The organism is Corynebacterium sp. LK31 (assembly GCF_014335015.1).
GTDB classification, from domain to species: Bacteria; Actinomycetota; Actinomycetes; order Mycobacteriales; family Mycobacteriaceae; genus Corynebacterium; species Corynebacterium jeikeium_D.
The window spans coordinates 276,950-300,774 of record NZ_PDGW01000006.1 but is presented as its reverse complement, the minus strand read 5'-3'; the positions used below and the strand labels follow the sequence as shown (position 1 = coordinate 300,774).

The window sequence follows — 23,825 nt, the reverse complement described above, 5'->3', positions numbered from 1 at the left end:
GGCTGCGGCCCACTTTTGTTTTACCCACAGGTAAACAGAATTAACTAGCGTTTTAGTGCTGCATTTTGCTGTTCGTATGCTTATTCCTATGCGGCGCGCTACGTCGTCGCCGTTTTAATTGCTCCTCCCAGTCAGCTGTATCTTGGAATTCATGCGAGTGGGAATCGTGACTGGAGCATCTCGGGGCATAGGCGCCGTCTTCGCCGATAAACTCGGGCAGCTACGTCCGGACCTAGATGAAATTTGGTGTGTTTCTCGTAGCTACAACGATGATTCTTCCAGCGAGGACTCTGAGCGCTCTAGGAGCCAAGGTCCTCGTCTTCGCCATCTTCGTCTAGACCAGTCCGATGATGATTTTGGCGATAAAATCCGGAATTATGTCGAGCGCCATCACGCGACGATAGTTTATTTAATCCTCAATGCCGCGTATGCGAATTATGGCGATGTTAAAACCCAGGATTTTTCGCAGGCTGATCAAATGATACAGACGAATATTCGCGGTACGGTCGCAGCGGTTTACTCGCTAAACGATTTATTCGAAAAGAACGGCCACATCATTTTCGTTTCATCGATCTCAGCTGTAGCACCAACTCCAGGGCTGGCGGTGTACACAGCATCGAAAGCGTTTATTCGGCACTGGGGTATCTGCCTTGGAGAGGAATTGAAACCTAATGGTGTAACTGTAACTATTTGCTACCCGGGAAAGGTTAAGACCAAGGCGCTACGGGACGTCGTGAAGCAGGCGAAGTCGGTGAAGTTGCGTCTCATGCCGGAGCAGAATCTCAATTATCTAGTGGAGCGCACGTTACGTGGAGCGGAGAGGGGTCGGGCGGAGGTAGCGCCCGGCCTATATGGCCTGGTGATGGCCCTATCCAAAACTGTGCCGAAACGTGTGGTGGCTCGATTCGCGCGGTTAGTTTGAGGCCGTCTAGATTCGCGGAATCAAACTTTCGTTTAACCCCCTGGGTTTGGTCCGTTTAGAAGCCAGCGTTATCTGAGTAGGCTACGAAGTATGCGTAAGTTATTCACAGCTGCTTCGGTGTATCTCGGTCTTGGTCTGTTTTCTGGCGTTTTCTATCGTGAATTTACCCGTGCGATGGATTTCGGGGATAAAACGCAGCTCAATACGCTGCACACGCATTTCCTTGTTCTTGGCACAATCTTTTTCTTGGTTGCGCTGGCATTGGATGGTCAATTCAATATTTCAGCTGTCAAGGGCTTTGATCGCTGGTTCATCGTTCAGAATGTCGGCATTGTTTGGACGATTGGCATGATGGTGGCTAACGGTATCGTGCACGTTGTTTCAGGCCCGGAGGCCTGGGGTGCGATGTACTCGGGAATTGCAGGACTCGGCCACATTATCCTGACGGTCGGCTTTGTGTGGTTCTTTATGCTTCTCAATAAGGCGCTGAAGAATCGTGAACGCGAGGTTCGCAAGGCCAACGCGGCCGTGTGAATTTCCAGTGGAAATGCGTGAGCTGGATTGCTGATTCGGCGTAGGCGATAAGGCGAAATAGAAACCCCGTGCAGAAACAATATCTGCACGGGGCGCTTTCATATAACGGCGACTATTCGTCTGCGATAGCGGCCAGGGGCGGTGTCTTCGCGGCTTTCTGACCAGGGCCGAGAGCAGCAATAATGCCCACAAGCGCAGACCCAAGCAGCATGAGAACGATCTGCAGCCACGGTACCGCGATAGTATTCAGGCCCTCATCCTTCAGCACGGTCAGAAGTGACCAGCCGAGGAACAAGCCGAGGACAATACCTACAACCGCGCCGAAAATGGAGATTTCCACAGATTCCAGGCGAATCATCCGGCGAATCCCCGAGCGTTGCAGGCCGACGGCCCGAAGCATGCCAATCTCCTGGCGGCGCTCGACAACTGAGAGTGCGACAGTATTGATAATTCCCAGAATCGAAATGATGACCGCCAGGGCCAGCAGAGCGTAGACGATTCCCAGCATGACATCGATAGAGGCATTAGCCAGACCCGCAAACTCCTTAGCAGTCATCACCTGTACTACGAGGTAGTCCGCAACTGCGTCGCTAAGCTTTTGCTTCATTTCATCCATGGAGCCGCTGTCTGCCGCGATGGAATCAGAAATATCGACGTAGGTCTGGAAAGGCAACAGGTGGCTGCTTTTGACATATTTATGGGCGGCTTCGTCGGAGACCATAATCGACTGGCCGGGATCACTTGTGTCAGCAAAAATGCCGGTGACGGGGAGCCGTGTTATGCCGCCTTTGGAAACAACTGCGAGTTCAGTGCCAACGTTCCAACTATTCTTTTTCGCTGTTGATTCGCTGATGACAATTCCCGCATCCGGCTTGGCCAGATCCAGGGAGCCCTGGATGGCGCGAGTGCCGTACCATTTGCCGACGTTGGAGTTGAAAACCGACGCATTACTAGATTCCGGTCCGACTTCAGTTTGTTCGCCGTCGGAAGCTATCATCGTGGCGGCTTCCTCAGGCGGGATCACCAGCAGCGCACCAATCGACAAGGTTGCGGTGTCGTCGACACCATCGATATCCTTCACCGCATCCTCGACCCCAAGTGGCAGGGCCGAATGCGCGGTCAGAGGTGGCGAGAGCACGAAGTCAGCCGTCAGATTGGTCTCTGACCACTCATTGACCGCCTCCTTCATGGACACACCGAACATGCCAATCACAGTCACCAGCGCAAGCCCGAGCGTCAGTGCAAACGATGTGGTTCCCGTTCTGCGCGGATTGCGGTGGGAGTTCGTCGCCGCAAGCTTGCCGACGGTTCCAAAAGGCGCACCTACGACGCGCCCCAGTCCTCCGATCAGAGGCATGGACAGCGCGGGGCCGACAAGCCAGACGGAGGCTACGGCCATCACTGCACCGACACCAACGAAGATGGCACGAATCTTGGTTTCTGCGTCGTTCCACTGCAATGCCCAGGCAATGATTGCGATCGCGGCGGACGCCAGCACAGTACCGGTCCACGTCCTAGCACTGAGGCTATTGCTGGTTGTTTGATCCCCAGAGCGCATGGCTTCTACAGGAGGGACCGCGCCAGCGCGGGCGGCCGGCGTCCAGGCGGCGATCATGGTGATGGCCACGCCGACAAGGAGAGGAACGATGACTGCCACCGGTTCGAATGTCAGGCCATCGCCGGGCATGGAGATACTCATGGCATCGAGAAGCATGAATAGCCCCTGGCTCAGCCCAAATCCCGTGATGACACCTAGTGCGGAACCGATGAGGCCAACAATGAATGCCTCCAAGAGGACGGACGCAGTGAGCTGTCGTCGTGAAGCACCGAGGGCGCGGAGGAGAGCGAACTCCTTCATGCGCTGAGTGACCAGCATGGTGAAAGTATTGGAGATGATGAAGATGCCCACAAGCAGCCCGATGAGCCCGAAAGCGATGAGGAAGTAGTTGACAAAGCTTAAGGCAGAGGAGACACGTTCGGAGGCCTCCTCGGCGAGCTTAGAGCCTGCCTCTACCTTGAGCTCGGGGAATGCTTCTGCGACATCACGGGTAAGCGTGGCAGCGTCAGTGGTGGAATCGGCGGCGAGGGTGAACATGTCCATATGGCTGTCCGCGCCGTAGAGCTTGCGCCACTGATTCTGGGTGAAAAAGACCGCGAGGTAGCCGGTTTCGTCGATGGAGGTATCAGCGATGCCGACAACCTTCACCGTCGCCCGATCGAGGCGGGTGGCCACTTTGATTTCAGTGCCGACGTGGAGGTTGCCGAGTTCGGCGGTGGTGGAGTTGACGACCACCTCACCTGGTGTTTCCGGCGCGTGCCCCTCGGTAACCGTGACCTTGTTGCCCACCGCTTCGGCCGCTGGATAGTAGGGAAGACCCATCGATGGCGAACCATTGGTTTGAATCGGCTTGCCGTCGGCTCCTGTGGCCGTAATGCTGTTGTTGGGATCGCCAATGTTGAGGGCTCGGACCCCGGGGAAGCTTTCGATTTCCTGCGCGGTTTCTTCGGTGAGAGCACCGGGATTGTCAGCTGGGGCCGTCACCACCACGTCGACACCGTCATAAGCGGTACTCATTGCGCCCTTAAAGGCCTTGTCCAGCGATGATGTGAACACAAATGCGCCGGTGATGAAGGCTGTGCCCAGCACGACCGAAATAATTGTGAGCACGAGGCGCAACTTGTGCGAGGTGATATTACGCCAGGCGACGCGGCTTAGCGTGGAAGACGATGATGCCATGGGGAGAGATGACCTGCCTTCCTAAAGATTCTCAATATCTGCCATGCGCGCCAAAATATCGGCGGGCGTGGGGTTGCGAAGCTCGTCAACCACGCGGCCATCCGCGAGGAACACAACACGGTCTGCGTAGGACGCGGCGGTGGCATCATGCGTCACAATGACAACGGTCTGGCCGATGTCATCAACCGCATCGCGGAGAATCGTCAACACCTCACGGGATGAGTTCGAGTCCAAGTTGCCCGTCGGCTCATCTCCAAAGATGATCTCCGGCCGGCTGACAATGGCACGCGCACAGGCGACACGCTGCTGCTGGCCACCGGACAGTTCCGAGGGGCGGTGCGTAAGCCGTTCTTTAAGCCCGAGGCGCGTGGTGATTTCCTCGAACCACTGCTTATCCACCTTACGACCAGCGATATTGATAGGCAGGGTGATGTTCTCCGCCGCTGTCAACGTCGGCACCAAGTTGAAGGACTGGAACACAAAGCCCAGGCGGTCACGCCGCAGCGCCGTAATCTCCTTGTCCGACAGCTTCGACAGTTCCGTCGTGCCGATGTACGCGCTTCCCGACGTCGCGGAGTCCAAGCCGGCCATGCAGTGCATCAATGTCGACTTACCCGACCCGGACGGCCCCATGATCGCGGTGAACTCACCAGCGGCAAAAGAGATATCGACATGGTCCAGTGCAGTAACAGCGGCATTGCCGACACCGTACTTCTTGGTGAGCCCCTCAGCGTAGGCCGCCGCTGGTGGGGCGGAATGCTTCAAAGAAGACTCAGCGGATGATTTGGTGGGGCGTTTTGCATGCTTGGCAGACATGGGGGAGGGGCTCTCTTCTAATTAGATTTGATCAACGGCGAATTAATATCCGGCAGCGAAAGCGGATTGAAAACGCTGCGACGGGAATGGAACGTTCGTTGTTCCCCAGTCACGGGGTCAGCGAAACTCATTTCAACACAGACCAGGTGCAGGGGCTCCGAGGTATTCTCGGCCTCCAGCGGCAGAATCTCCGGGTAGTACTGGTCACCCAGGATGGGAAAGCCCAGTTCACTCAAGTGCAGCCGCAGCTGATGAGTGCGTCCGGTGATGGGCTTCAATTGCCACAGCGCAACGCGACCACTGTCGGCAGCGAGGCCGTCGGCGTCCGAAGGCACGTCGACAAGCGAAATGCGCTCGATGATGGTGTGGGCGTTTGGCTCGCCCTCGAGAGTATAAGCCTGCATCTGGCCAGCAATTTTGTGCTGTCGTGTGCGCAATTCCAGTGGGGTCTCGGGCAGGGCTTCGCTGGCCGCGCCAGCGATGGGTGTAGGCGACGTCAGTGCGTGGTAGCGCTTAGTGACTTCCCCCGATGCGAAAAGCCCCTGGTAGGCGCCGCGAACCTCGCGCCGGGCGGTAAAGATGAGCAACCCCGACGTCAGCCTGTCGAGGCGATGCGCGGGAACCAACTCCGGATTACCCAGCTCCCGCCGCAGGCGAACCACAGCAGTTTCCGTAATGTGTCGGCCGCGCGGCATCGTTGCCAAAAACGACGGCTTGTCGACGACCACAAGGTTGTCATCTTGAAAGACAATCGGCATCGGCCCCGCGATTGTGCGCTCCGGTGCCGGGGTGCGGTAAAACCACATTTCCGCGCCGGGCTTCGCCATGTCATCTGGACTGTAGGGCACTGAGTTGGCGCGAACGACGAGCCCATCTGCAAAACGCTTGGCCACAGCCGCTTCATCATCGTCTGGGTGGCGGTAGGTTTGACCTGCGATAGCGCCTGCGAGCAGATCCCACGCACGGGTGGGGGCATCGCCACGACGCCCGGGAGCGGCGATGCGGGAGGGGTTGAGCCCATCGCGAATGGGCAGTGGCATGCGACGCATACGGCTGACTTTAACAGGTGCCCCGGATTCACCCGGCGGGCAAGCGGAGCTGCTGGCGCAGGGCTGTGTTGGTACCGCCCCTAATGGCGTAGGTGGACAACATTCTGCCCTGTCGGTCGCAACATAATGGGGGTAGGGTGGAGGTGAAAGTAATAAAAGGGTTGGCTCGGAAGAGTTGACTAAATAGCAAAGCTTGTCCATTAAAATGGCGTCCAAGCAGGTGCGATAGGTGTAGCTGCGTTGCGGTCGGGCCGCGGAGAGCCAATTTTTATGGATCGCATAATAAGGAGGCAATCAATGCCAAGGCAGAACATCATTGTGTGCGCGGTCGATGGCTCGGAGGCATCCAAGACCGCCGTCAAGTGGGCCGCTAACACCGCAGTGAAGCGCGGTGAGCCGCTCCGTCTGGTCAGCAGCTACTCCATGCCGCAGTTCCTCTACGCAGAGGGCATGGTTCCGCCGCAGGAGCTTTACGACGATCTTGAGGCCGAGACCCTGGAGAAGATTAACGAGGCCAAGAAGATTGCCCTCGACTTCGCACCGTCAGTAGATGTCAGCCACCAGATTGAAGAGGGCAGCCCGATTGACATGCTGCTCGACCTGTCTGAGCAGGCAACCATGGTGGTTATGGGCTCTCGCGGTCTGGGTGGGCTCTCTGGCATGGTCATGGGTTCGGTTTCCGCCGCTGTTGTTTCCCACGCATCGTGCCCGGTTGTTGTTGTCCGCGAGGACAACCTGGTCACCGATGAGACCAAGTACGGTCCTGTCGTTGTCGGTGTCGATGGCTCCGATATTTCCGAAAAGGCAACGGAGTACGCATTCCGTGAGGCCGATGCCCGTGGTGCCGAGCTGATTGCAGTTCATACCTGGATGGATATGCAGGTACAGGCTTCCCTGGCTGGCCTTTCTGCAGCTCAGAGCCAGTGGCAGGTTGTGGAAGAGGAGCAGAAGGCTCTGCTCGGCCACCGTCTGGAGAAGTACGCTAAGAAGTACCCGGAAGTGGCCATCAAGAAGGTTGTTACCCGCGACCGCCCGGTTCGTGCTCTGGCTGATGCCTCGGAAGGCTCGCAGCTGCTGGTCGTCGGCAGCCACGGCCGCGGAGGTTTCAAGGGCATGCTGCTCGGCTCCACTTCGCGTGCACTCCTGCAGGCGGCTGCTTGCCCGATGATGGTCGTCCGCCCGGAGACTGACGCCTAAAGCGCCCTTCGAGGGGGCTGAGAAAAGACGCCGGCGGCGGTCGTCGAGGCGCGGTTAGCGCCGAGAGTAGAAACCGTTACCGAATATTTATAAGTAGAACCTAGCCGGTTTCCGACAGGTGTCGGGGCCGGCTTCGGTTTATCCAAATGAGGCCTCTCGTCTGCATAAACCCTGTTTTCATGCAGAAAGTGCAGATTTTATAAGAGTTTTCCTGTGGCTATCCGACTGTTATCTCGCTAGTTTCTCAGTGGCCGAAATGGCCTGATAGTGCTTGCAGTGTATGCAAGAGTTTTCGGAAAGACTTATAGTTGAGTCAGAACGATTTCGGGAAAGGAATATCTATCATGAACGAGATTCTTCTTGCTGCCTCCTTTAGTCCCACGATGGGCTTCATCAGCTGGATTATCATCGGTGGTCTTGCCGGCTGGATCGGCTCTAAGATCATGAACACCGATGAACAGATGGGCGTCGTCCTGAATATCGTCGTTGGTATCGTCGGTGGTTTCTTGGGCGGTTGGCTGCTCACCCTGTTCGGCGTTGATGTCGCCGGTGGCGGAAAGTTCTTCAGCTTCCTCACCTGTCTGCTCGGCGCCGTGATCCTGTTGTGGATTGTCGGCCTGGTTCAAAAGCGCAAGTAAGCCAAGCAAAACAGCGCGACTATGCACGAAGCGTCGTAACGCTGCTATCTACTGGATAGTGAGCTAGAGCGCGGGGCATCTCATCAACATTGAGATGCCCTTTTTTTGTTGTGCGGTTGTCGTGAAGTTGGCGTTCTGCGATTGTCGCGACATCTGTTGGGGGCGGCAATCATCGCACGCTAAAGTAGGACTAGAGGCTGAAAGACTGACTAGTTTGTTCTTTTACAAAATCACAGTCGCAGATACGCCTACAATGGAATATCACAGACTATGAACGCCCTGCTCAGTGTTGCGAAAGCAATGGCGCTAATGCCGGTGTTTGCGAGTAAGCAGCTGTTATAACGGGGTGTGACTTTGGAAGGACGAGAGGTACTGCCGTGGCAGAAGCGACAACGGGCAAGGGCGCAAAAGGCGGCCGCGCTTCCTCTCGCCGTCGTAACCGCCCCAGTCCGCGGGAGCGCCTCCTGGCATCAGCGACAACTCTGTTTACAACAGAGGGTATCCGCGTTGTCGGCATTGACCGCATCCTGCGGGAAGCTGATGTGGCCAAAGCCAGCCTGTATTCGTTGTTTGGATCCAAGGACAAGCTAGTCATTGCATATCTGCAAGACCTCGACGCCAAATGGCGGGAGGCTTGGGAGCAGCGAGTGGCCTCGTTGGATACCCCGGCGGAGAAGATTCTCGCGTTCTTTGATCAGTGTATTGCGGAGCAGCCGGCAATCGACTTCCGTGGTTCACACTTCCAGAATGCGGCTAGTGAATATCCGCGGCCGGAAACGGAGTCGGAGCAGGACATCCGTCAGGCCGCAGCCGATCACCGTTCCTGGGTTTGGCAACAGCTACACACGCTGCTGACTGAAAATGAATCTAGTATGCCGTCTGCTCACGCAAATATGCTGTTGCTCTACCTCGACGGCGGCCTCGCGGGTGCCAAGATGTCCAAAGACCTGAACCCGCTGCAGATGGCGCGCGACCTGGCCCGTGACCTGGTCACGTAAATACTTAATTCCCTTTTTTAACGCGTCGTAGTTCTTGCCTTTTTACTCACGGGCTAATCTCGGAAGCGTTTCCAGTCCGACTCCTTTGAGCCGGTGGCTTTCTTAACCATATTCTTCGTATTCTGGCCGAGTAGCATTCCCAGGTTCTTTGCAATCAGAATTGGCTTCGGCCGTTTCTGTGCTTTTTGCGCTTTCTCGGCTTGTCGTTTCATGTCGTCCCGCACTTTAGCCAGGCCGGGAAGCGGCGGAACTATACCCGAGGAAATCTTCATATCCTGCGTCAGGGATGGCAAATTGTCCTGAGCACCAGGCCGCATCTGGGTCACCATGTAGCGAACCTTCGCAATTTTCAAAGCCTGGGCATATTCTTCTTCCTGCTTTGCTTTACGGCGGTCCCGCGATTCCTTCTCAATAGCGGCATATTCGCTCTTATGCTGCTTTATCTTCCACGGAGCGAATGCGGATTTGATATAAAAGTGACGCTTGGCCTGCTTTAACTTCTTCTTTTCTTCCCGCTCCGATTCGTATTCACCCTTTTGGTGGTTTTGAAGAGTTCGGAAATCGTCCGTGAGCGGGTAGGTCTTTTCCACATAGCGGGTGAGAATGATATTTTGGGTCAGTGTCCAGAAGTTATTGGTGACCCAGTAGACAATTAGAGCCACAGGTGTTGGGCCAAAGAAACCCGCGAAGAGGATCATCAGCGGTGCGTAGATAAGCATTACGCGCATGAATTTGCTGAGGAATACACTGACGCTATTGGAATAGTCGAGAGTGCGCTGCAACCGGCGGTAGGAAACGACCAAGTTAAAACCGGTGAAAAAGGCCGCTGCCACGATGCCGATAATGCAGAAAGTTAACAGCGAATCATGATTGCCCCCGAGGATTTGCAGTTGCTCCGGGTCCATGCGCAGATATGCGGGTAGAGGCTGTCCCAAGAATGTCGCGCTCAGAAAGTCGGAGATCTCATCCTTAGAGATGAATCCGACATTATGAGACGCAGGCAGCCCAGGCCCCTCAGACGCCCGCAGCATGTGCCTCAGCATGCGAACAAGGCCCATAATCACGGGAATCTGGACGAAGAGGGGCGCCAGCATTACGGAGGTCTTAATCCCCTCTGCTTTGCGCATTTCCTTGCTGGCAAAGTTTACGTATTGTGGCGAGTTCGGCTCGATGCTCCTGCGGTAGCGCTCCTTGAGCATAAAAAGCTGCGGCCGTAGGTTGGCTGTCTTGCGCGCCGAGATAAATTGCTGGAACGCGAGAAACGCTAAAGCGCCACGCACCGTAAACACCAGCAGGAAGAGAGAAAGCGTCCAGGACAGAGAAGACGGCAGGTGAAACACTGAGGCCAGTAAAAGGTGCCACGCCTTAAGGACAAACGAGACCAGCCAAACGAATGGTTCCAAAATGACCACGGGCCGACTCCTCCATGTCAAGGATAAGAAAAGTAAGACAACCGGATGAGGCCGGTGTGCCAATTCCAGCCGCTATCCTAGCGACTCGAATTACCTGCCCCAACTTTAAAACAGGGCCCCGCTGTGGCGGGACCCTGTTTTAAAGATAGTAAAGCTGGGTGAAACCCAGTGGAAGGCAAACGGACCTGGGTGAGAACTAGTTAGCGCTCTCGTACTTTTCAATAATGTGCTTTGGCAGCGCACCACGGTCTGCAACATCCATGCCATTCTCTCGTGCCCACTGGCGAATCTTGCGATTGCGATCACGGGCCTCAGCGGCATTGGGATTAGCGGAAGAGCGCTTACGCGGAGCTACAACCGTGCTGTGATCAATGGAAGCTTTCGCAATATACGGTTCTAATACCTGCTCGAACTTCTCTGCATTTTCCTGAGAGAGGTCGAGAATGTAGTTCTTACCGCGGAAAGAGAAACGAACGACTTGGTGATCTGCGGAATCAAGCGGAGTCCCATCGAGGTCGTCGATGTACTGAATTAGTTCGCGGCGTGCCATAGAATCCCTGCCTAAGCTTGGTGCTGAACTTGTAATAATGAAGAAGGCTTACAGTGAAACTTCAATACGGTGAAACTTCAAATTAATATCGAGCCCTTTTTTCTTTCCCCCACAGTATAAGTGCAAAGAAATTTAATGTCTATTGACGATAATTGAGCTCGATTGTGCAACTTATATTGAATACATGGTTTGTTAATAATTCGATTAATTGTGCACAAGAACTTGGGGTAATAAAAAGACGGCCCTGCATGTTGTGCAGGGCCGTCGTGAACAGCAACTACGCCACTGAGGGCGCAATGCGGGGTGCGCTCTCGGTAGTCGTCGTAAAGCGAAAGGACGAGAAGGCGCTTAAGCCTGGGTCATGCCCTGACCCGGCTTGCCGCGGTAGGTAGCGGCGACGAAAAGCGGCTGGTTCGGTTCTTCCTTGACCTCGACAAGGCGGTACTCAGAGGTAACGTCCTCGCGGCCGAAGTAGACGGCAGTGTAGCCGTGGCGGTCGAACTCGAGGTAGTTGACGTACGGGTTCGCAGCCTTGAGTCCAGCGGTAGCAGCCAAGGAAATCGGGTTGTCCTGAGGCAGCTTCACAATGTCATCGATATTCGGGGCGCTGACGGAAGTACAGACAATCTCAATAGCGGCAATGCCGGCACTCGGGTACTCGCCCGGGACCTTCGGTACGTTGCAGTTCCAGGAGGAGTGAATATCGCCGGTGAGGAAGACAACGTTGTCGTAGCCTTCCTTATCCATGATGTTGATCAGCTTACGACGCTCAGCAGCGTAGCCATCCCACTGATCCAAGTTGTACGGCAGGCCGTCCTGAGGCAAGCTCAGCAGCTCGGTGACAGCGCGGGTGGCCTCCGGATCCAGCGGCGGAACCAGCACCGGAGTGAACATGACGGAGTTGCCCACGACACGCCACTTTGCGCTCGAGGAACGCCACTGGCCGAGCAGGTAATTGAACTGCTCAGAGCCGAGCATGGAGCGGTTCTCATCATCGGTCTCGCCAGCGCGGATGAACTTCAGCTGCTGGTCACGGTAGGTGCGCAGGTCCAGCATGGTCAGGTCGGCGAGATCGCCGAAACGGAAGCTGCGGTAGAGCTTTCCGCCCTGGGAGAACGGGACCGCGCGAACCGGCAGCCACTCCAGGTACGCCTGGATAGCGGCGTCGCGGCGGGCAATGTAGTCGCCTTCGGTCTCCGGGTCGTGGTTCTCAGCGCCACTGTGCCAATCATCGTTGGCGACCTCGTGGTCGTCCCAGGTCACAATCCACGGCTTTGCGCGGTGAGCTTCCTGCAGGTCCGCATCGGTACGGTAGGTGGCGTAGCGCAGGCGGTAGTCAGCGAGAGAAATGATCTCGTGAGCCGGCTTGTGGTCACGAACCGGGCCCTTGCCGGAGTAGCCACCGGCCTCGTACTCGTAGATGTAGTCACCGACACACATAATGATGTCGATGCGGTCATTTTCCGCCATGTCGCGGTAAGCGGAGAAGAAGCCACTTTCCCAGTTAGCGCAGGAAGTCAGCGCGATGCCCAGGTGATCTGGCGAGGAGTTCACCGGCGGCGCAGTGCGAGTCTGGCCAATCGGGGAAACCTGGCCCGCGTGATCACCAGCGGTGACGGTAAAGCGGTAGAAGTAGTAGGAATCAGCGGAGAGACCCTTGACATCGATCTTGACAGTGTTGTCAGCATCCGGGTCGGTGTTCAGGGCACCAGAGGCAACGATGTTGCCGAAGCCCTCATCAGAAGCGACTTCCCACTTCAGTGCAACAGGACGGCCCTGGTTTGCACCTGCGGTATCGCCTGGGTGTGAGGTCACACGAGTCCAGATAAGAACCGAGTCCGGCAGTGGGTCGCCAGAGGCCACGCCGTGTTGGAATACCTGAAAACCACCGGAACCGCCAGCATTAGCTGGGGACTGTGACTCAGGATTGGCCCCCGCACTGGTAGCGGTTGCCAGGCCGATGGCTCCGGCAGCAGCACCGGTAGCGCCGGCACGCAGTACGGCACGACGAGAAGGGGTGAATGGCTTTTGGGCTGTTGCGTCGCTGTACGAGACCGCACCGTTCAGATTCGAGGCTGCAGTCTGAGATTTATCTGAAGATGGCATAGCCCTCATTACAGTAGTTCTCAGTCCGTAGCGCCATTGGTGGGAAAAAATAGCCCGATACGGGGGTAATAAGAGCAAAAGCGCGACTGTTGCTGTTCAACAACAGTCGCGCTCAATTCGATGAATCTCGGCGAGTGGCCTCAACCTGAAGCGGCCGGGTTTACGCGCCCAGCTCCGAAATAATCTGGCGGTCCAGCGAATCCAGCTCCGCGGTAATGGAGTGGTGCGCGCGACGACGCTGCTCCGGGGTCATCTTCTCGGCAGTATTAATAGCATCAGTCATGACATCCAGACGCGAGTTGGCGTCCTTGATAAAACCATCGATGCCCTTGGCGCCCGACTTACGCAGCTCCGTCAGCGAACCGCGAGTAGCCTCAATGCGGGCCAGCAGCGGTGCACCGTGCCCCTGGTAACGAGCGGCATCATTAGCGGAAACACCGAACTTCTGCGCGGCCGACGAGTGTTCACGGCGCTGAATGGCAGTGATAGCGCGGTAGGCCAGCGGAACCAGCACCGGTACCAGCAGGCGCGCGCCACCGATCCACGACTTTGCCTTGTCCTTGTTGAAGCCCTGGCTGCGCTGCTGTGCCAGGATCTTCTCGGCCATCTTGGTCTGGTGACGCTGCTTGGCAGCCAGCGCCTTCTTCTCGTCCTTGGCACTTGCCTTGCGGATCTTCTCCGCGCGCTTCAGAGCACGGTTTTCCAGCTTGAGTTCCTTCTTACCGAGCTTTTCCTCAGAACGAACGCGGCCAGCGGCCTCCTTCAGCTCCAGCTTGTGCTGGTGCTTCTGGTCGCGCTTAGCGGCCTTGACCTCAGCCTTGTGTGCCTTGCGATTAAGTCGAGCTGCGTGGCGAGCCTCTTCCTTAGCCTTCGCCTTGGCAGCCTTCACCTGCTTGGCGGTTTCGCGCCGACGCTCACGGATGTCACCCAAGAAGCTCATTTTTTCCTTCGCCTAGTTGCTCGCAGATAGTCCCTCCGGAAAAGCGGGGCGGAAAACCCTTAAACCCCACCGCGCCGGAGTGCGCTTGCCAGATGCAGTGGCTGCATCACGATTCTTGCTATCCAAGCTTAACGTGAAACTTCCTACCGAGTGGCGATACGCTAATTCTCATTGTGACTGATTCATCCGTTTCGCGCCCGCTTCTCCACGCGAGCGACCTCATCGGCTGCCGCTACCGGCTGAGCCTCGACCTGCGCGAGGGGCGGCTAGTCGAACCTGCTTCTCACCAAGAGCACCGCTTGCCGACGTCCATCGCGTCCATCCCCGACCTGTACACAGTGGCCTCGGGGCCGGACGCTCACCTGGATACCCTTGAGGCCATCGCCCGTGGAGAAAGCGTCATCGCCGGTGGCGTGCTCATGCATGAGCGCCCGATTCCCGGCGGGGTGTACTCGGGAATCGACGAGATTTGCCACCCTGATCTGTTGGTCAAGGTCGATGATTCACCGCAGACGACCTCACCGACGTACATGCCGGTCCTGGTTGTCACACGGCATCTGCTCTCTGCGCGCAAACAGGGCCGGCGGCGTAAGCCGTCGTCAAGCAATGCGGCGCGTGCGGCGGCGATGCAGGTACGACTGCTGGGCGTTGACCGGCTCGGGCGTGATGGTGTGATGGGGCGGACCCTGCGTCAGGCGATGGTTGTCACGGATGAGTGGAAGCTACGGCATTACGGACCTGATGCTGTGAAGCTGGGGCAGGCGGCGGCGATGCTGCACCGGCTGGGCGTGTCCTGTGGCCTGGTGGGGGCGATTAGTGCCACCGGAATGAATCTGGATACACGGCATATCGTCATTGCTGATGAGGGTTCGCGCGTGGCCTCGTACCGGATGGCGTTGCGCGACGCGCGTGATGCCGTCGCTGCCACTCAGGGGCGACCGTCACGGTTTACGCCAGGGACCTGGCCGCTGGCGCCACGGCGCATCCGGGAGTGCCGAACCTGCCATCACCACGACCGTTGCTTCGATGAGCTGACCGCAAGTGACGACATTTCCCTCCTTCTACCTGGGGATAAGTCCATGCGGTTGCGCAGCGTGGGCATCGACACGGTCACGGCATTGGCGCAGGCGAGTACCAACACTCCGCACGTCAGCAAGGAGCAGGTGTGGATGGCGAGGGCGCGGCTTGCCGACGTCGACGCGCTCCGGGTAGCCGCCAAGACATCGGCCCCGCGTGGCGATGTCGAGATGGACATCGATATGGAGGCGTATCCCAACGATGGCGCCTACCTGTGGGGAACCTGGGTGCCCGGGGAGGACTACCGTGGCTTCATCACCTGGGAGCCACCGGGGCCAGAGGGGCTCGGCGGCACGGCGGAGGCCAGGAATTTTGCGATTTTCTGGGATTACCTGATGCGGCGTCGAAATGCGGCGCATGAACAAGGCAAGACCTTCCGCGCCTATTGCTGGGCGGCAGAGGGCGAGAACTATTGGCTACGTCAGAGCGCTACCCGGTTCGGCGGCCAGGAATATGTGGTGCCCGCAGATTCGGCGGATTTGGCCACAGGTGATGTGGCTGGTTCCGGTTTCGAGGCAGCTGGCCCGACAAAGATTGTGCGGGTGCCGACCCGCGAAGAAGTGGACAAGTTCATTGCCTCGGAGGACTGGGTGGACATGCTGAAGGTCGCCCGTCGCCAGATCCTCTCCACCGTCGGCATGGGGCTGAAAGTCGTGGCCCCGTGGTCGGGCTTCCACTGGCGCGACGCCGATGTTGACGGCGAGGCATCGCTGGATCTGTATCGCATTGCGACGGCCACTGACCTCGACTTTGTCGCGGAACAGTCCTTTGAAAAGCTCACGCAAGCCGAGGCGCGCGCTATGCTGCTGCGCTACAACGGCGATGACTGCCGATCGGTAGCCCACGTCCGCGACTGGCTGGATTCACAGCGCGCGGCCGCGGACCTGCCGCATGGGGATGACCTGCCGGTTCCTTAGCGCGCTAACCACGCGTCCACGTGCCGCGCCGGGCGAACTTAGGTGAGACCTTCTTCATCGCAGCATTGCGAATGATGGCCGTGTTCTTGCGGGCTAACAGCAGCAACTGCTGTGTGCGCTCGGCACGGAATGTTGAGCGAGGCGATCGGTGCACATCGCGGAAAAGCCGCTTGGTCGCCGCCAGCTGATCCGGCGAACGCGTCGCCAGCTGTGCCAATTTCTCCTTGGCCAGCTCAAGCGCAGCGTCCTCCGTGTCCACGGCCCACGTCGCCAGACCAATCTCAGTTGCTTCCTTGCCGTTGAGTTCTTCGCCAGACATAGTCAGCCAACGTGCAGTATCGGCGCTGACCTCGTCGAGAATGGTTCGCATACCGGACATATCCGGAATCAGCCCCCACTTCGCTTCGAGGATTGACCACTTGGCATCGCTCGTCGTAATGCGGAAATCAGCACCTAGCGCAATCTGTAGACCACCGCCGTAACAGTGCCCATGCACCGCCGCAATGACCGGCACCGGCAGGCGTCGCCAGTCCCAGCAGGCGCGCTGGAACAGGTTCGTGCCGTGGATATCGGGGACGAATGAGCGCAGAATGCGCGAGGGCTTCTTAAATGCCGACGCGAAATCGAGCCCAGCGCAAAACGATTTGCCCTCGCCACGTAGGATTACGCCACGCAGATCACGGTCAGCTGCCAGTTTCCGGGCGACGGCGGACAGCTCGGTCAGCATCTCAAGTGTTAGACCGTTGAGTTTGTCTCCGCGGTCCAAACTGACGACAGCGATTTTCGCCGCCTCTGAATCAGCTACGGCGAGGTATTCATAGGCGACGTTGACATTGTTGCTGGTGTTCATGGGCACTAACGCTAAACGACGGCTACGTGTGCCGCCCGGGAAATACCAAAAGTGGTCTCAAACAAGACACAAAAAACCGACCCGCTGAGGGTAAGCCCCGTCAGCGAGCCGGTAAGCCATCTTTAGCGCGCGGCAGGGACGCGTAAAAAGCCGCGCGCTGTTAGCTGAAATTACTTGGCAGCTGCGAACAGCTCTGCAGCGTAATCCCAGTTGAAGACGTTCCAGACAGCCTTGACGTAGTCAGCCTTGACGTTCTTGTACTGCAGGTAGAAAGCGTGCTCCCACATATCCAGCAGTAGAACCGGCTTCAGGTTGATGGACAGGTTGCCCTGCTGATCCGTCATCTGCTCAATAACCAGGCGCTCTGCAATGGTGTCGTAACCCAGAACAGCCCAGCCGGAGCCCTGCAGGCCCAGAGCAGCAGCGTTGAAGTGAGCCTGGAACTTCTCGAAAGAGCCGAAGTCGCGCTCGATAGCCTCAGCCAGCTCACCGGTCGGCTGGCCGCCACCGTTCGGGGACAGCAGCTTCCAGAACAGGGAGTGGTTGGTGTGGCCACCCAGGTTAAAGGCCAGGTCCTTGGACAGGCCGGTAACAGCTGCGAAGTCGCCGGACTCGCGAGCAGCAGCGAGCTTCTCCAGAGCAGCGTTGGCGCCGTTGACGTAATTAGCGTGGTGCTTGCTGTGGTGCAGCTCCATAATCTCGCCGGAGATGTGCGGCTCCAGAGCGTCGTAAGCGTAATCCAGCTCAGGAAGTTCGTACTTAGTCATTAGGAAAATTCCTCCTCAACACGTTTTTAGGTTGTGCCGTCGATGGTACTCAAGATGAGTGGATGCGCAACCATTTAAGCAATACAATTAATGCGAAATTCATAAAAAATGCTGTTCAGGGATATCTGTCACAAGTTTATGAACGCGGCGGCTGAGTGCGGCGAATCCACTTACTCACGCGCTTGAAGCGCATTCCGGCCGCGCCACCCAGGTCGTCGTCAAGCGGAATGTCGAGGATGGAAGCCCACGTTGGCAACATTTCTTCCTCGTACCGGTGGCCGTGACCACCGGGGACGGTGACGGAGGCGAGGCCGTCGATAAGCACCTGCCAGAAGGTGACGAACGGATGCCAGCGCATGGAGGGGAGAACATCGCGGCCGACGCGCTCTGCAAGCCAGTCGGGGCGGCGCCAGGCCAGTGGGTAATCCCACCAAACGATGGGGTCAGAGGCATGCTGCAGGAATGCGACGCGCGGGAATTCCCACGGCCCGAACTTGGTGCCATAGAAGGAGTGGTACAGCTCGTCGGGGCGCGTAGCGAAGCGGATGTTTCGCCCCTCGTCGATGACTGGAGCGATTTCCGGAGACCCCTTTGTCCGACGGTGCGTCAGCTCTTTCCACATCGCGGAGAACTGTGGTGCGCCCGTCCAGACAGCACCGTCGACGCGTGCGAGCATGTCAGCGGAATTCTCGAATGCGCCGAGACCGCCAAACCCGCCGAGGGATTCACCGGCGACGTAGACCTTTGGCCGGTCGTTCTCCGGCATCTTGTCGACTTCCTGCAACACCCGATGGATAAGGGTGTGGCCAGCCGCGATTGGGGTTTCGTGGTCCGTTAGCCATGCCACTGGGGAGGGGAGGTCAGAGTACTGCAGAGCGACAGTGGCGCAGTTGCCAAGGGTCAAGAACTCTGCAGCCTGCGCCGACCACGGTGGCACCCAACCGGTGCCGGTGGTGGTGAAGACAACCAGATGATCGCGCCGGAACGCGCCGGTGCGGTGCATCTCGCGGATGATGAGCTCCGCCTGTTCCCGCAGAGAACGACCTGGCACCTTGCCCGCATAAATGCGGATGGGCTCCTGCAGTTCGGAGAGCGGCTTGCCGGTGACCGCTGCCAGGTCGCGGGCACGGGGGCCTTCGGCGACGAAGACGCGCCCCTCGGCGCCGAGTGCGTGCCACGGCTCCAAAGACCACGGGCTACCGGAACGCTCTGGCTCCCACGGCTGCATGCGGCCTGGAACTACCAGGGTATTCAGGTATCGGGACTTCTTGGCGATGGACTCCAAAGTCCGACGGATAAGCAGTCGATCAATGCTGGCGGCCACGGCACCACCGACGATGGCACCGCTGAGAACCGGGGCGAGACCGCGCGGCAGCCAGGGGCGGAGGTTGTCCCGCAGTAAGTCATAGCCGCGATTGGCCAGCGCGGAGAGCCCCCGAGTGGTCAGGTAGAGACCACTGGCAATCATTGTGGAGGCGAACTGGCTGCGTGCGGATTCCTGCTCATCCTTGCCCACCAGGCGGCCAATTTCGCGCTGCTGGGAAATGGAGCGCAGCCACAGCGCCGCGGTGGTGGCCGTGGTGGCAACATGCCAGGTCACGGCCAGTGCGCGCTCGTGTCGAGGTGCCGGCGCAAAGCGGCTGAGCGGAGTGCTGGCCAGACGCCGCATCGTCGTGTTGTAGCCATAGCCGATAGCCACCCCGGTGACATGGCCCGCCAGCTGTGCCAGGAAGGTCACAGTAACGGTGGCGATCCGAGTACGCGGCATCAGCGAGGGGCTAAAGGCAGCCCATGACGCAATTTCTGCACCAATTAGACCGGGGTTGGAGGGAATGCCCGCTCGCAGTGCGCTGCGGATAGTGCCAGGGCCGGTACCTAGGAGGCGTTCGCGAAAGACTTTGGTCGCCATCAGACTGCCGGTGCCGACTGCGCCCAGCGCTTTGGCCATGCCAGCTGTGCCAGCGACTCCTGTAATTCCCGTTCGCGCTGCTCGTGCAGCTCGCACTGTCCTGGTGGTTTCGATTGGCTGAGCTACAGGTGTGTTGCCCGTAGACGCAATCGAGGGCGCAATCGAAGTAAATGCGCGACGCAGGAATCCCATAACTCCCATCATGGCAAAATTTTTTCCACGGGGTTTATTCATCTCGCGCCAGTTTTCCGCACAAAGCGTAGCCTGTGGGGTGTCGCAACGTTTTCCGAATCGGTTGAGAAGGATCCGAGGGCTATGAAGCTATCCACAGGAAATAAGGTCGTGCTGATCGGCGCTGGCGACGTCGGCGTGGCATATGCGTACTCACTGGTCAACCAAGGCACTGTCGACCATTTGGCAATCATTGACATCGACGAAAAGAAGACGATGGGCAACGTCATGGACTTAAACCATGGCGTCGTGTGGGCGTCGTCGCGCACCAAAGTCACTCAGGGCACGTACGCCGACTGTGACGATGCCGCGCTGGTAGTCATCTGTGCAGGCGCAGCACAAAAGCCCGGCGAGACTCGCCTACAGCTGGTGGACAAGAACATGAAAATTATGAAGTCCATCGTCGATTCCGTCATGGCCAGCGGTTTTGATGGGCTCCTACTGATCGCCTCCAACCCCGTCGACGTACTCACATACGCCGCGTGGAAGTACTCCGGGCTGCCACACAACCGTGTCTTCGGCTCCGGCACCATCCTGGACACCGCACGTTTCCGTTACATGCTGGGTGAATACTACGATGTTTCCCCGATGAGCGTGCACGCATACATCATTGGTGAACACGGCGACTCCGAGCTGCCGGTGTTGTCCAGCGCCAACGTTGCAGGCGTCAGTCTGTCCAAGCGCCTCGCCGCCGACCCCGCGCTTCACGACGAGCTGGAGGACATCTTCATCCGAACCCGTGATGCCGCCTACGAGATTATCGATGCCAAGGGCTCCACTTCCTACGGAATCGGTATGGGTCTGGCCCGCATTACGCGCGCCATTTTCCAGAACCAAGAGGTAGCTCTGCCGGTCTCCGCATACTTGCAAGGTGAATACGGTCATGAGGACGTGTTCATCGGAACACCAGCCATTGTGAACCGTCGAGGAATTCGCCGCGTTATCGAGCTTGAGCTGGACGAATACGAAAAGAAGCAGCTGGACAAGTCCATTCAGACGCTCCGAGATGTGCAGGATCCATTCTGGAAGTAACTGCTGGTAGCGAGAGTAGATGTCTTCTCGACATGCGCTTTCGGCCGTCTCATTTGAGAATGAGAATGCCCACCTTCTATTGGCCCGCGTGGCCGACTCTGGCCAACGCTTCGTCTTCAACACAGGAGTGCCTTCTCTATGGCAGCGCAGAGCCCTCAAGACACAGCAACTGACAACACTGAAAGCGGCGCGGCCGTACCGCGTCTGGATGACCTCATCAGCAAGGTCACTGATCTGATCACAGAGTTGGACGACGTCTCGGTGGAGGCTTCTGCACTGCTCGCAGAGGTGCCGGAAGAGCGCCGTCGGCACGCGGAAAACCTGCTGCACTACGCACACCTGCGCACAATTGACATCCGTGAGCTGCAAAACAGCTTGCACGACCTCGGCGTGACCAGTCTGACCACGGTGGAGACTTTCACCCGGGGGCGCCTTGAGCTCGCTCTCAACGCGCTGTTGGCGCTGGCGGGGCGCACCTCAGACATCGATGTCGCCCGCATTATTGCCGACGATGAGCGCGCGGATATTGCCCTGGATAACAACGCCACCGAGCTGTTCGGTCAGGAGCGCGCGGATGTCACTTCGCACATTATGGTGACCCTGCCCGCCGAGGCCGCCGACGATGCAGAGTTGGTGGAGAGCTTCGCTGCCGCTGGCATGGATCTCGCTCGCATCAACTGCGCCCACGACGGACCTGAGCAGTGGAGCCGCATGATTGACAACGTCAATGCTGCAGCTGAGAAGGCCGGTCGCCGCATCTTCGTGTCCATGGATCTGGCTGGTCCGAAGCTGCGCACGGGCGATATCGAACCGGGGCCGCGTGTGGGGCGCGCCCGTGTTGTGCGTGACGACGCTGGCACGGTCATCTCCAAGTCCAAGATTTGGCTGACTCCGCGACTGGATGAGCACCCCAAGCCAGCTCCGAGCGATTTGCCGGGGCGTCCCGCACTGCCGTTGGAAGCAGATCAGGGGTGGTTGGAACAGCTGCAGCTTGACGATGTCATTACGCTGCATGACTCCCGCTCGGCGAAGCGTCACTTCACCGTTGTGCGCATCGACACCGACTCCGAGGGCGAGGTCGAGGCTGTCCTCGCCGAGGGCGAAAAGAACGCCTGGATTGCCGAGGGAACACACCTGCGCAGCAACTACGAGGTCACGCGCGCTGGTGGTGTGCCACCGACCGTGCAAAAGCTGCGCTTCTACACCGGTGATGAGTTTATTCTCACCAGCGGCGAGGAAATCACCACCATTCCACGCACAAATGACGAGATTCCTCGTGTCTCCTGCTCGCTGCCGTCTGCCGTGGCAGCTCTGAAACCGGGCGATCCGGTACTTTTCGACGACGGTGCACTTGGCGCTGAGGTGGTTGAGGTCTCCGAGACGTCGTCAAGCGAAGATAGTCACGTCGATGCCCGGCTGCGTGTCCTGCGTACGAAGCCGAATGGTCAGCCGCTGGCGGCGCATAAGGGCATCAATCTGCCGAACACCGACCTGCCACTCAATTCGCTTACCGACGAAGACATTGAGCACCTGCGCTTTGTGGTGGAGCATGCGGATATTGCTGCGGTGAGCTTTATTCGCACGCAGGGGGATGCTGAGTACGTTTACAAGGTGCTCGATGAGATTGCGGCGGAACATGAGGCTGCGGGCCGCGAGGACCTGGCGTCGAAGGCTCGGAACCTGGGTGTTGTGCTGAAGATTGAGACTATTCCGGCATTCCAGAATCTGCCGGGAATCATCATCGCCAGCATGAAGCGCGCCAAGTCCGGTCTGATGATTGCTCGTGGTGACCTGGCTGTGGAACTGGGCTTCGACCGCATGGGTGAGGTCCCAGGCCAGATTCTGACGCTGGCGCAGGCAGCCGGAGTGCCGACCATTCTGGGTACTCAGGTGCTGGAGAATATGGCCAAGGCCGGCCTGCCTTCCCGCGCGGAGATTACCGATGCGGCTTTCGCCCTGCGTGCCGAGTGCGTGATGCTGAACAAGGGGCCGCACATCACCGAGGCCATCGCGATTTTGAACAACCTGGCTCGGAAGATGGGTCGTTCGCAGCGTAAGAGCCGCATCATGCTGCGGAAGATTCGCAGCTGGTCGGACTAGTGGCTGGGTTAGTGGCCGGGCTAGTTTAGGTAGGTTAGGGGAGCGCACCCAAAAAACGCCGTTGGAGAAAAGACTGCGGAAGAAGCCAGCCGCGCGAGAGAGACGCGAGAGAGGAGCCCTGCGGAAAATGTCTAATGAACAGGCAGAAAACGCGGGGTGGGCTGTGCCGCCGCAGTCTCCAAAGCAGCAGCCGCAGCAGTCCCCACCTCAGGTGGTGCTGCCATCGCAGCAGAACTGGCAGCCGACTGTCTCGGATTCGACTATCACGGGTGCGACGCCGCGCTGGAAGGCCGATGAGATTGTTCGCAAGCGCGCGGACAGCGTCTTTCGATGGGCGATGAGCGGCGCCGGAGTATTCGCCGCATTTACCGTTTTCGTCTGGATGAGCATCCTGAGCCCCGGTCAGGACCTAGTGGTTTCCCTCCTCGGTGAGTTTGGAGCATGGGCTTTCGGTCTTTGTGGAATGGTTTCCCTCATTGGGCTGGGTTTTTCGGTCTACAAGACCCTCCAGGTGCTGCGTGACCGCGCAACGTATGCCCGCCCACTACTGTCGCGCACGGCAACGGATGTGCGCACGATGCACATGTGGCCAGTGCGCAACATCACGGGGCCCGTGGTCGCGTTGGCTGAAACAGGAGTCACTGCCGTAATGGGGCCAGGTCGCTTTATCTGGTATCTGGCCTGCGTTTTGTGGCCACTTGCAGTGGGGTGGTTTATCGCTGCCGACGTATCCCGGACGTACTTCCAGGCCGGAATCATCACCGTTTTAGCTTGTGTGACGACTGCCCTCACAGCGCGGCTACTCGGCTACGTGTTGGCTCCCGAGGAAGTGCATCGCAACATTCCCGTTGGATCCGGTCGCGAACGCACCCAGCCCGGTTTCTGGTCCAAGGGCTTCATCCCCAGCGAAGCTACCGATGAACAAGGGGAGGCGGGCGCAATGGCCGTCGACAAGCAGCTTTTCGAAGGAACGGCGAGCGAATTCGTCGACGATTTTTATAAGTAGCCCAGGCAGTCGCGAATTACGGAGAGCGAATAGGTAT

19 protein-coding genes are annotated in these 23,825 nt (G+C 58.2%); 9 read left to right on the top strand and 10 right to left on the bottom strand.

The genetic code is table 11. The features are described from left to right. The first annotated feature begins 166 nt into the window (after window positions 1-166). Complete coding sequence (locus CRD18_RS01675) at window positions 167-922, top strand: SDR family oxidoreductase (RefSeq protein WP_168168388.1); 756 nt, start codon at window positions 167-169, stop codon at window positions 920-922. Window positions 923-1,012: 90 nt separating this feature from the next. Continuing rightward, window positions 1,013-1,456 carry a DUF2871 domain-containing protein gene (locus CRD18_RS01670; RefSeq protein WP_016421692.1) on the top strand — a complete coding sequence of 148 codons (444 nt, stop codon included), beginning with the start codon at window positions 1,013-1,015 and terminating at the stop codon, window positions 1,454-1,456. 112 nt (window positions 1,457-1,568) lie between these two features. Here CRD18_RS01670 and CRD18_RS01665 read toward each other — a convergent pair whose 3' ends face one another. The 3 genes from CRD18_RS01665 to CRD18_RS01655 are packed head-to-tail and all read right to left on the bottom strand — an operon-like array spanning window position 1,569 to window position 6,058. Beyond that, complete coding sequence (locus tag CRD18_RS01665; protein WP_049171715.1) at window positions 1,569-4,193, bottom strand: ABC transporter permease; 2,625 nt, start codon at window positions 4,191-4,193, stop codon at window positions 1,569-1,571. 21 nt (window positions 4,194-4,214) lie between these two features. Then, window positions 4,215-5,009 carry an ABC transporter ATP-binding protein gene (locus CRD18_RS01660; protein ID WP_172954627.1) on the bottom strand — a complete coding sequence of 265 codons (795 nt, stop codon included), beginning with the start codon at window positions 5,007-5,009 and terminating at the stop codon, window positions 4,215-4,217. A gap of 17 nt (window positions 5,010-5,026) precedes the next feature. Continuing rightward, window positions 5,027-6,058 carry a pseudouridine synthase gene (locus tag CRD18_RS01655; RefSeq protein ID WP_150963521.1) on the bottom strand — a complete coding sequence of 344 codons (1,032 nt, stop codon included), beginning with the start codon at window positions 6,056-6,058 and terminating at the stop codon, window positions 5,027-5,029. A gap of 297 nt (window positions 6,059-6,355) precedes the next feature. Between CRD18_RS01655 and CRD18_RS01650 the strand changes: the two genes are divergently transcribed. The 3 genes from CRD18_RS01650 to CRD18_RS01640 all read left to right on the top strand — a co-directional run bounded on the left by CRD18_RS01650 (window position 6,356) and on the right by CRD18_RS01640 (window position 8,891). Further along, a complete protein-coding gene (locus CRD18_RS01650; RefSeq protein ID WP_005510554.1) occupies window positions 6,356-7,255 on the top strand; it encodes a universal stress protein in 900 nt (299 codons plus the stop codon). 344 nt (window positions 7,256-7,599) lie between these two features. After that, entirely contained in the window at window positions 7,600-7,893 is a 294-nt protein-coding gene (locus CRD18_RS01645) for a GlsB/YeaQ/YmgE family stress response membrane protein (RefSeq protein WP_049171710.1), read from the top strand. Window positions 7,894-8,270: 377 nt separating this feature from the next. Next, window positions 8,271-8,891, top strand: a complete 621-nt coding sequence (locus tag CRD18_RS01640) for a TetR/AcrR family transcriptional regulator (protein WP_048731284.1) — start codon at window positions 8,271-8,273, stop codon at window positions 8,889-8,891. A 53-nt stretch (window positions 8,892-8,944) separates the two neighbouring features. Here the strand turns inward: CRD18_RS01640 and yidC are convergent, their stop codons facing one another. The 4 genes from yidC to CRD18_RS01620 all read right to left on the bottom strand — a co-directional run bounded on the left by yidC (window position 8,945) and on the right by CRD18_RS01620 (window position 13,899). Then, the gene (yidC, locus tag CRD18_RS01635; RefSeq protein WP_049171708.1) at window positions 8,945-10,303 is read right to left on the bottom strand and encodes a membrane protein insertase YidC; all 1,359 of its coding nucleotides are present in this window, start codon (window positions 10,301-10,303) and stop codon (window positions 8,945-8,947) included. Window positions 10,304-10,499: 196 nt separating this feature from the next. Beyond that, complete coding sequence (locus CRD18_RS01630; RefSeq protein ID WP_069359719.1) at window positions 10,500-10,853, bottom strand: Lsr2 family protein; 354 nt, start codon at window positions 10,851-10,853, stop codon at window positions 10,500-10,502. Between the two features lie 348 nt (window positions 10,854-11,201). Next, window positions 11,202-12,959: an alkaline phosphatase gene (locus CRD18_RS01625; protein ID WP_224784283.1), complete on the bottom strand. Its 1,758-nt coding sequence runs from the start codon at window positions 12,957-12,959 to the stop codon at window positions 11,202-11,204. A 160-nt stretch (window positions 12,960-13,119) separates the two neighbouring features. Beyond that, a complete protein-coding gene (locus CRD18_RS01620; RefSeq protein WP_070602295.1) occupies window positions 13,120-13,899 on the bottom strand; it encodes a DUF6474 family protein in 780 nt (259 codons plus the stop codon). 173 nt (window positions 13,900-14,072) lie between these two features. Here CRD18_RS01620 and CRD18_RS01615 point away from each other — a divergent pair, with 173 nt between their 5' ends. Continuing rightward, window positions 14,073-15,893 (top strand): ribonuclease H-like domain-containing protein, encoded by a 1,821-nt coding sequence (locus tag CRD18_RS01615; protein WP_070602296.1) that lies wholly within the window; start codon window positions 14,073-14,075, stop codon window positions 15,891-15,893. A 4-nt stretch (window positions 15,894-15,897) separates the two neighbouring features. Here the strand turns inward: CRD18_RS01615 and CRD18_RS01610 are convergent, their stop codons facing one another. From CRD18_RS01610 to CRD18_RS01600, 3 genes are all read right to left on the bottom strand, one after another. Further along, complete coding sequence (locus tag CRD18_RS01610; RefSeq protein WP_150963519.1) at window positions 15,898-16,743, bottom strand: crotonase/enoyl-CoA hydratase family protein; 846 nt, start codon at window positions 16,741-16,743, stop codon at window positions 15,898-15,900. Window positions 16,744-16,913: 170 nt separating this feature from the next. Beyond that, entirely contained in the window at window positions 16,914-17,510 is a 597-nt protein-coding gene (locus CRD18_RS01605; protein WP_005510435.1) for a superoxide dismutase, read from the bottom strand. Window positions 17,511-17,646: 136 nt separating this feature from the next. Continuing rightward, window positions 17,647-19,653: an alpha/beta-hydrolase family protein gene (locus tag CRD18_RS01600; RefSeq protein ID WP_242458654.1), complete on the bottom strand. Its 2,007-nt coding sequence runs from the start codon at window positions 19,651-19,653 to the stop codon at window positions 17,647-17,649. Window positions 19,654-19,734: 81 nt separating this feature from the next. Here CRD18_RS01600 and CRD18_RS01595 point away from each other — a divergent pair, with 81 nt between their 5' ends. From CRD18_RS01595 to CRD18_RS01585, 3 genes are all read left to right on the top strand, one after another. Next, on the top strand, window positions 19,735-20,682 hold the full coding sequence (locus tag CRD18_RS01595; RefSeq protein WP_016421677.1) for an L-lactate dehydrogenase: 948 nt from the start codon (window positions 19,735-19,737) through the stop codon (window positions 20,680-20,682). Window positions 20,683-20,820: 138 nt separating this feature from the next. Beyond that, the gene (locus tag CRD18_RS01590; RefSeq protein WP_083296869.1) at window positions 20,821-22,782 is read left to right on the top strand and encodes a pyruvate kinase; all 1,962 of its coding nucleotides are present in this window, start codon (window positions 20,821-20,823) and stop codon (window positions 22,780-22,782) included. Between the two features lie 127 nt (window positions 22,783-22,909). Then, a complete protein-coding gene (locus CRD18_RS01585; RefSeq protein ID WP_070546488.1) occupies window positions 22,910-23,788 on the top strand; it encodes a hypothetical protein in 879 nt (292 codons plus the stop codon). The last annotated feature ends 37 nt before the right edge of the window (window positions 23,789-23,825 follow it).

What these genes read in the sequence shown, in the direction of transcription:
- CRD18_RS01670 (WP_016421692.1), top strand. Translation starts at nt 1,013, where the DNA reads ATGCGTAAGTTATTCACAGCTGCTTCGGTGTATCTCGGTCTTGGTCTG.
- CRD18_RS01665 (WP_049171715.1), bottom strand. Translation starts at nt 4,193, where the DNA reads ATGGCATCATCGTCTTCCACGCTAAGCCGCGTCGCCTGGCGTAATATC.
- CRD18_RS01660 (WP_172954627.1), bottom strand. Translation starts at nt 5,009, where the DNA reads ATGTCTGCCAAGCATGCAAAACGCCCCACCAAATCATCCGCTGAGTCT.
- CRD18_RS01655 (WP_150963521.1), bottom strand. Translation starts at nt 6,058, where the DNA reads ATGCGTCGCATGCCACTGCCCATTCGCGATGGGCTCAACCCCTCCCGC.
- CRD18_RS01650 (WP_005510554.1), top strand. Translation starts at nt 6,356, where the DNA reads ATGCCAAGGCAGAACATCATTGTGTGCGCGGTCGATGGCTCGGAGGCA.
- CRD18_RS01645 (WP_049171710.1), top strand. Translation starts at nt 7,600, where the DNA reads ATGAACGAGATTCTTCTTGCTGCCTCCTTTAGTCCCACGATGGGCTTC.
- CRD18_RS01630 (WP_069359719.1), bottom strand. Translation starts at nt 10,853, where the DNA reads ATGGCACGCCGCGAACTAATTCAGTACATCGACGACCTCGATGGGACT.
- CRD18_RS01625 (WP_224784283.1), bottom strand. Translation starts at nt 12,959, where the DNA reads ATGCCATCTTCAGATAAATCTCAGACTGCAGCCTCGAATCTGAACGGT.
- CRD18_RS01620 (WP_070602295.1), bottom strand. Translation starts at nt 13,899, where the DNA reads ATGAGCTTCTTGGGTGACATCCGTGAGCGTCGGCGCGAAACCGCCAAG.
- CRD18_RS01610 (WP_150963519.1), bottom strand. Translation starts at nt 16,743, where the DNA reads ATGAACACCAGCAACAATGTCAACGTCGCCTATGAATACCTCGCCGTA.
- CRD18_RS01605 (WP_005510435.1), bottom strand. Translation starts at nt 17,510, where the DNA reads ATGACTAAGTACGAACTTCCTGAGCTGGATTACGCTTACGACGCTCTG.
- CRD18_RS01600 (WP_242458654.1), bottom strand. Translation starts at nt 19,653, where the DNA reads ATGAATAAACCCCGTGGAAAAAATTTTGCCATGATGGGAGTTATGGGA.
- CRD18_RS01595 (WP_016421677.1), top strand. Translation starts at nt 19,735, where the DNA reads ATGAAGCTATCCACAGGAAATAAGGTCGTGCTGATCGGCGCTGGCGAC.
- CRD18_RS01590 (WP_083296869.1), top strand. Translation starts at nt 20,821, where the DNA reads ATGGCAGCGCAGAGCCCTCAAGACACAGCAACTGACAACACTGAAAGC.
- CRD18_RS01585 (WP_070546488.1), top strand. Translation starts at nt 22,910, where the DNA reads ATGTCTAATGAACAGGCAGAAAACGCGGGGTGGGCTGTGCCGCCGCAG.